This window comes from Geminocystis sp. CENA526, from assembly GCF_050753365.1.
Classification (GTDB): domain Bacteria; phylum Cyanobacteriota; class Cyanobacteriia; order Cyanobacteriales; family Cyanobacteriaceae; genus Geminocystis.
The window spans coordinates 1-7,430 of sequence record NZ_JBLZFY010000149.1 but is presented as its reverse complement, the minus strand read 5'-3'; the positions used below and the strand labels follow the sequence as shown (position 1 = coordinate 7,430).

Here is a 7,430-nt window from a genome sequence, read left to right as displayed (position 1 = left end):
TACCAACCTGATGCTTTATTCACTACTTGGACTTGCTTAACTACAAATCCTTCAGGAATCGGTCGATGTAAGTTAATCTCAATATCCCCTATCTTGGGTAGTTTGATTTGATTACCAACAATAGGATTAGTTTTGAATTGAGGAAACACCATTGAGCGAATCCTTTTACGAAAACGGGGAAAACCATACCCTCTATTATGAAAAGACCTGAAAGCCTTATCTACTTTACCAACAACCTCTTGAAGAACCTGAGAGGGTACTTCTTTTAATTCAGGATTTTCTTTTTTTGCTTCCGTCAATTGACGCTTTTGGTAATAATAATCAGGATAAGGCACGTCAGCAGGGATAATGTACTCATTAATCAACGAGCATTGATCAACAGGGGATTTCCTAGACTTAATCCAGTCTTTTCTCTCCGCCAGACAATAATTGTAAACTTTCTTACACGCAAAAAGCCACCGCAAGAGGGTTTCCTCCTGTGATGGTTCTGGGTATATGCGATATGAGTAGTTCAAATTAATCATTGTCTTAGGTGACTTTATTTTTGTACCTAGATATAGAATAACATAAACTTCTGGTTTGTGCCAATAAATCTGGACGGCAATTCATCCCACACTGATTGTGTGGGTATTTCTTAACGAAAAATACAGTGTGGGGCTTCTTGCCGAAGAAAAGCTAACCTCATTCTACTCTCAAACATCCTCAAAAGCGCACGCATAATTTCGATGATATTATAGTCTATCTGTTTAAAATGTTAATTATTAAACAAAGAGGGGAGGGGGAAATCCTATTTTCTATCGTCATCACAAAAATTCATCACATCGTCATTAAGACACAGATAAAGAGGGTAAAAAAGTTACTAAAGAGGGAAAAATAATGATTAATAATAATACTAATAACTGCAATAAAATAAAAGGAATTACCCCCTTATAAATATCGATCGTTTTAATCTCAGGGGGGGCTACTCCTCGTAAATAAAATAAGGCAAAACCGAAAGGAGGAGTTAAAAAAGAAGTTTGTAAATTAGCGCCTAAAATCACTCCATACCATAACAAATCTAACCCTAAAATCTTTGCTACAGGGGCAAAAATAGGAATTACAATAAAGGCTATTTCAAAAAAGTCAATAAAAAATCCAAGAATAAAAATCACTAACATATTAATAGCTAAAAAACCCCATTTTCCCCCGGGTAAATTAACTAATAATTCTTCCATAAATCGATCGCCCCCGATACCCCTAAATACTAAACTAAATGCAGTTGAACCGAGTAAAATAAACATTACCATAGAGGTAATTCGCATAGTGGATTCACAGGCTTTTTTTAAGGCATCCCACGTTAAATGTTTATTAAAATAAGCTAAAATCATCGCTCCCAACGATCCGATCGCACCTGCTTCCGTAGGTGTTGCGACTCCGAAAAAGATACTCCCTAAAACCAAAGCAATAAGAATCAAAGGAGGAATCATCGCTTGATAAACCCGAATCCATAACGCCTTACCACCAATATTTCTGACTTCCAAAGGTAACGCAGGGGCAGTATCAGGGCGAATCCATGCTACAATCAGCACATGAACCGCAAAAGCACCTGCCATCATCAATCCGGGGATAAGTGAGCCAATAAATAAATCTCCTACAGGCGCACCTAATTGATCAGCTAATACTACTAATACCACACTAGGGGGAATAATTTGCCCTAAAGTGCCACTAGCGGCGATAACTCCCGTTGCTAACTGTTTGTTATAGCCATAGCGAAGCATGATAGGTAAAGAAATCAACCCCATAGCCACCACCGTAGCCGCCACAACCCCAGTAGTCGCCGCCAACAATGCACCTACCACCACCACCGCTAAAGCCAATCCTCCCCTCATTCTGCCGAATAAGATGCCCATGGTTTCTAGCAACTTTTCGGCAATACCCGTAATTTCCAACATTGACCCTAAAAAGATAAAATAGGGAATAGCTAAGAGGGTATAGTTAGACATAATGCCAAAAATGCGGGAAGGCATGGCACTAAAAAAAACGGGATCAAAAATCCCTAAAATTGAGCCGATAATGGCAAAAATAAGCGCCACTCCCCCAAGGGAAAAAGCAACGGGATAGCCAAAGGATAAAAATAATAATGCCCCCGCAAACATTAATAATCCTAGCCAATCATACATAATCAGTGAGTAATGAGCAAAGTCGAATGACTAATAAGTATAACTTACATTTTAATTAGGGCAAAAGAATTTCTTTTAAGACTTTTACCGTTTGAGTTAATTTTTGATTTTCTAGACATTTAAGATATTCTTCTAAACTTAAAGGAGGATTTTTTAGCGTTATTCTTTGTTGATTAATTGCTCCAATAACTTTAGTTTCATTAATATCCATTAATTCTAAGATAAATTCATCAGGATAAATGGCACAAATTTGATAATTGGTAAGAATAGAAATAGGAAAATCTTTAATATTAAAAGTGATAATTAAGTTAGCTTTTGCATGAATCGCTGTTGCTAAAACATGAATATCATTAGAATCAGGAAGATTTAAACAGGGCATCAGATACTCATATCCTGTTACTAAAGCATCTTTGACATGACGATTCATTAATTGTTTAGTTCTATCGAGTTGTGCTAAAGTCAAATCAGGACGGTTTTTAAGTACATTTCTCATCCATTCTTCATGAATTTTATCCGTCCATTTTGCTTGAAATAAATCCGTCATTGCTAACCACATCAACAAATCTCGCAATGGTGCAGGATATAAAACACAAGCATCATAAACAACCGTTAATTTACTCACTGTGCCTTAATATCCCATGTTTAATTCTTGTGCCTGGGCGGTTAACTCCCTTAAAACTTCCCTTCTTTGGGCTTCTACTTCCTCTTTATAAACCATTAAATCTTGGGCTAAAATTCTACGACACACCCCGACATTACGAAAAGGAATTTTACCTAATTCTAATAACTCTAGGATATATGAGCGAGAAACATTGAGAATTTCGGCGGCTTCAGATGTCGTTAATTCGGATTTTATAGGCACTATTTTTACTTTGTCACCGTTGGCTAAATGACTTAAAATCTCCGCTAATTGTGGTAAAACACTACTAGGAATGATTATATTTTGCCCTTCACTAAGTCTTAATTCACAAGTATCATCATCGGGGGAATACATAGCTAAAAATTGACTAGCTATTTTGGAGATTTCTTGTTCTGTAGATGTTCGAGAAACAGATACAATCATAGTGGTTAATTATTTAATTTACTGATTTATACATGATAAACAAATATCTAACTGATAATTCAAAAAAGGATTATTCTAGTTAAGATAAGGCTAACTTTTCCTTTTTCAAATTTAATAAAAACGAGCTAAATTGTTCTTTATGTTCTTCTAATAACCAATAGCTAATATCTTCAACAGAAACTGATGTTAATGAGTCATATTTTTCTATTTTTGTACCATCCCATCCGTCCTTATAAATAACTTTTTTGTTTGTTAAAATAATTCCAGAATTAGCATTATTCCAAGTACTTGTATCAATTAAAACAACTATTTTTTCGTTAATATCTAAGGGAATATTTTTAGCAAAAGTATCTATGGCATCGTTTAATTTATCTAATGCTATATCTGGTGCAAGATAAATTTTTTGTTTAGAATTATACTCTTTAGGATGAATGTTTTGTTCAATATATAAAGCGATCGAATCATTTGTTCTATCTGTTAAAGCATAACTAGAAGTTTCTATGTAATGTAATAATTTGTTGTCTCTTTTTCTGTTACTGCTTAAAAATGACCATACCACATAACCTGCGGCAAAAGCCACCAAAGACGCACCTCCTGTCATTACGGAAAGTCCGCCCAAAGCAGCGATCGTACTACTAATAGCAGCAGCCCCTGACAAACCACTAGGTACAAGCATTGAGGAAGCTGTTAACCATGCCAATCCCACTGTACCTGTACCTGCTAATGCTCCTGTCAATGTTGCTACGGTTAAATTCACTAAATCTTCAGCATCCAAATCCGAAAATGTTACCATAGCCATAATACCAGCCGCACCAATCAACGCCGCACCACCTGTAACAACGCTTAATCCTCCTAAAATTCCTAATCCTCCACTTGCCACAGAACCGCCTCCTAACCATGCTAAAGTAGCATTAGTCGCCGCCGCCCCCACAAGAGAATCTAATGTTATTCCTGTACCCGCTTCAACTCCTAAAGCGCTTAAAGCCGTATGAGCAAGAGGTAGTCCTCTAGTAGCTAGTAAAGTGCCATTTTCCCAACTTTTTTCAGCATTTTCTTTTATATCTAAATATTCCTCAAATATTTGTTGTATTTCCAATTTTGAAACTAGGGCATTTTCTCCCAATAATTTATCTACTGCGACAAAATACATTGTCTTGGGATTCAACGGCATTTTTGAATCAAATATATATTTACTTAGATAATCAAGAGCAAAAAATTCTCCATCTTTTTCTGATAAATTTTCCCCATTTCTTATCTTTTGATAAACTTTTGAATAAATACCATCTCTATAAGGTAAATTATTTTTAATAAAATCAAGAATAATAAGATCAGCAGTATAAGCACGAGAAGTTAAACTAGCTTGATTATAAAGACTTTTTAAGTCTAAAGGTAAGTCATCTATTTCCGAAATAATAATATCAAGTAAATCTAAAAAATCAAAGTTAGGAACTGGGTCCAAAGCCTTGACATATTCAGCAGTTGCGACTAAATTTTTTTTCACATCTTTAGGAAGATTAAGATTATTTAAAGCTAAATTAAACTTATTTTCAATGAGATATATTTTATAGTTTGCACTAGCAATATTATATCTCTCAATAATATTTTGATCTAAATAAGAAGTAGAAATAATATAGTCTAATAAAGATAAATCTTCAGATTTAACTTCTTCTCCATCTTCTATTTGTTCATAGACTAATTTACACTTTTTACGAGTGGATTCTGTTAAAAGTAAATTACATTTATCAATTTCCTCTTTAATTTTACCATTAATATTATAAGACACCTCATATAAAGTGTGAAAAACTACTGAAATCGGTAGATTTTTGATGCCTTTTCCAGCTATAGTGACTGTATAATTATCTTGTAATCTACTAGGAATTTTGACGTTGTAAGAATCGCCACTTCTAAGGGTAATAGTTTTTTCTCCACCATATCTAGCTAATTTATAAGGAATATAAACATGATAGGTTTCTAGTTGTTGTTCTTTTCCCTGAGTATCTGCTATTGCTGATGATGAAAAAACAAAAGACTGAGATAATAAGGCTAAAGAAGCGATCGTACTTACTTGAAAAAAATCACGACGACGAAGTGAATTTAACATAATTTTAGCTCCATGAGCGGAAAATAGTTACATAAGTTAATTAATACATCCAAATGACAATTTTTTAATCTTTTTGAGAAATATTTAGCACTTATTTTAAGTTATCGGAGTAAATTTTAGAAATCTTTAGTTAATAATATTGTAAATCCTGCTTGTTTAAAATGATGATCTGTGGTAAATACTTCGACTATTCCCATTTTTTGTGCAATAACTATGCTGGTACAATCTACCATTCCCCATTCTTTATCTAGCCTTTTTTCATATAGATTAAAAGCCTGATTAAATATTTCTTCATCTATGGCTATATACTGCCATTTTTCGGAAGTTTTAATAGCTTTTATTAAGGTAATAGCTACTGGTTTTAAAGACAGACGGCTAAAGGCATTTCCAAATTCTAAAAGTACTCCGCTAGTGGTTACAAATTTTACACTACTACTGTTTAAATATTGATGAATTTCAAGGGCTTGTTGATGAAAACTATCTTTTTTATTCCCTAAAGCAATTAAGGCAGAAGTGTCAACAAATATTAGTTTTTTCATCTTTTTGGTGTACCGTAAAGATAGTGATCATGATTTTCTGCAAAGTCTTCTATTTCGGTATCTACAGCTATTTCTGAGAAGTTAATTTCATCCCATGGATCTATTTTTTGCCCATTTAATTTCGGCTTAATTTCTGAATTAATACCTTCTTTAATAAATACTTGTTCAATATCTTTTATTAGTAAAGAAATTTGCTCTTGGCTTAAATTATCTGGTATGTTTATTGTTAATTCCATCTTGACTAAATGTTTTTGTAAACTACATTAAATGTTGAATAAAATTAAATTATAACAATCATTTTTGATCATAATATAGCAATTTTCCTAATCTTTTGATTTAAGACTGTTATAGTTTTGAGTTAAGGTGAACTACCTAAAGTTTGCTTATGTATAGCGTGGAACTTCTTTTAACATTAAGTTAAAATTAGGGAATGAAAACACTTACCTAACAAAAAGTTTAATTTTTTTACCTAACAACGAATAAACATGACAGAAGATTCTCAAACTATTTCCTTACCCAATATTCCCAGCGCCCTTGCCTTAGCAGGAAGCCAAGAAGAAAACTTAAAATACATTGCCCGTCATACAGGAGCAAGTTTAGTATTACGAGGACAAGACTTAGTGATTTATGGTAAGGCAAAACCAGTACGGAGAAGTATTGATGTCATTTATTGTCTTAAGCCCTATTGGAGTGAAGCAAAACCCTTGACTCAACCCGATATTATGACGGCTTTTCAGGCTTTGGATACAGGTAAACAAGAGGAATATCAAAATATTCAACAAGAGGTATTGGCAAAAACCCGTAACGGTGATTTAATTCGGGCGAAAACTTTTCGTCAACGACAGTATATCAAGGCTATCCAAAAATATGATATTACTTTTGGTATCGGTCCTGCAGGTACAGGAAAAACTTTTTTAGCGGCAGTTTTAGCAGTACAAGCATTATTGAAGGATGAGTGCGATCGACTCATTTTAACACGTCCGGCGGTAGAAGCAGGAGAAAGACTCGGATTTTTACCCGGAGACTTACAACAAAAAGTAAACCCTTTTTTGCGCCCATTATATGATGCCTTATATGAGTTTATTGATCCCATGAAAATTCCTGAATTGATGGAAAAAGGTAAAATTGAAGTTGCCCCCTTAGCATACATGAGAGGAAGAACATTAAGCAACGCCTTTGTTATCGTTGACGAAGCTCAAAATACGACACCAGCACAATTAAAAATGGTGTTAACTCGTCTGGGTTTTGGCTCAAAGATGATCGTAACAGGTGATATTACCCAAACAGATTTACCATCTAATCAACAATCAGGATTAGTGGTAGCCACGAAAATATTAAGAAATGTGGAGGGTATCGGATTTTGCTATTTAACTCAAGCAGATGTGGTAAGACATCCTTTAGTACAAAAAATTGTGGCGGCTTATGAGGCAAATAATAACTAGGTGTTAGTTATAGTTTTTTGACGAAGTAATGAGTAATGAGTAATGAGTAATGAGTAAGAAATTGTTGTTGTTTTCTTCCCCCTCTCCCCCTCTCCCCCCTGTCTCTCGTACTCATATCCTCCCCCA

Annotated in this window: 8 protein-coding genes; 1 reads left to right on the top strand and 7 read right to left on the bottom strand. The window is 34.3% G+C overall.

Annotated elements, in window-relative coordinates; all coding sequences use genetic code 11:
- From ACN4EE_RS21270 to ACN4EE_RS21240, 7 genes are all read right to left on the bottom strand, one after another.
- The coding region (locus ACN4EE_RS21270; RefSeq protein ID WP_431708512.1) for an RNA-guided endonuclease InsQ/TnpB family protein at positions 1-524 on the bottom strand (524 nt) is incomplete at its 3' end.
- Between the two features lie 303 nt (positions 525-827).
- On the bottom strand, positions 828-2,159 hold the full coding sequence (locus ACN4EE_RS21265) for a TRAP transporter large permease (protein ID WP_431708511.1): 1,332 nt from the start codon (positions 2,157-2,159) through the stop codon (positions 828-830).
- 55 nt (positions 2,160-2,214) lie between these two features.
- Entirely contained in the window at positions 2,215-2,781 is a 567-nt protein-coding gene (locus ACN4EE_RS21260) for a PIN domain-containing protein (protein WP_431708510.1), read from the bottom strand.
- Positions 2,782-2,787: 6 nt separating this feature from the next.
- On the bottom strand, positions 2,788-3,222 hold the full coding sequence (locus tag ACN4EE_RS21255) for a helix-turn-helix domain-containing protein (protein WP_431708509.1): 435 nt from the start codon (positions 3,220-3,222) through the stop codon (positions 2,788-2,790).
- Between the two features lie 79 nt (positions 3,223-3,301).
- Positions 3,302-5,323 (bottom strand): hypothetical protein, encoded by a 2,022-nt coding sequence (locus tag ACN4EE_RS21250; protein ID WP_431708508.1) that lies wholly within the window; start codon positions 5,321-5,323, stop codon positions 3,302-3,304.
- 116 nt (positions 5,324-5,439) lie between these two features.
- Positions 5,440-5,862 carry a type II toxin-antitoxin system VapC family toxin gene (locus ACN4EE_RS21245; RefSeq protein ID WP_431708507.1) on the bottom strand — a complete coding sequence of 141 codons (423 nt, stop codon included), beginning with the start codon at positions 5,860-5,862 and terminating at the stop codon, positions 5,440-5,442.
- Positions 5,859-6,098, bottom strand: coding sequence for a hypothetical protein (locus ACN4EE_RS21240; protein ID WP_431708506.1), 240 nt, complete (start codon positions 6,096-6,098; stop codon positions 5,859-5,861). The genes ACN4EE_RS21245 and ACN4EE_RS21240 overlap by 4 nt, the downstream gene beginning before the upstream one ends.
- 249 nt (positions 6,099-6,347) lie before the next feature.
- Here ACN4EE_RS21240 and ACN4EE_RS21235 point away from each other — a divergent pair, with 249 nt between their 5' ends.
- On the top strand, positions 6,348-7,304 hold the full coding sequence (locus ACN4EE_RS21235; RefSeq protein ID WP_431708505.1) for a PhoH family protein: 957 nt from the start codon (positions 6,348-6,350) through the stop codon (positions 7,302-7,304).
- Positions 7,305-7,430 lie beyond the last annotated feature (126 nt).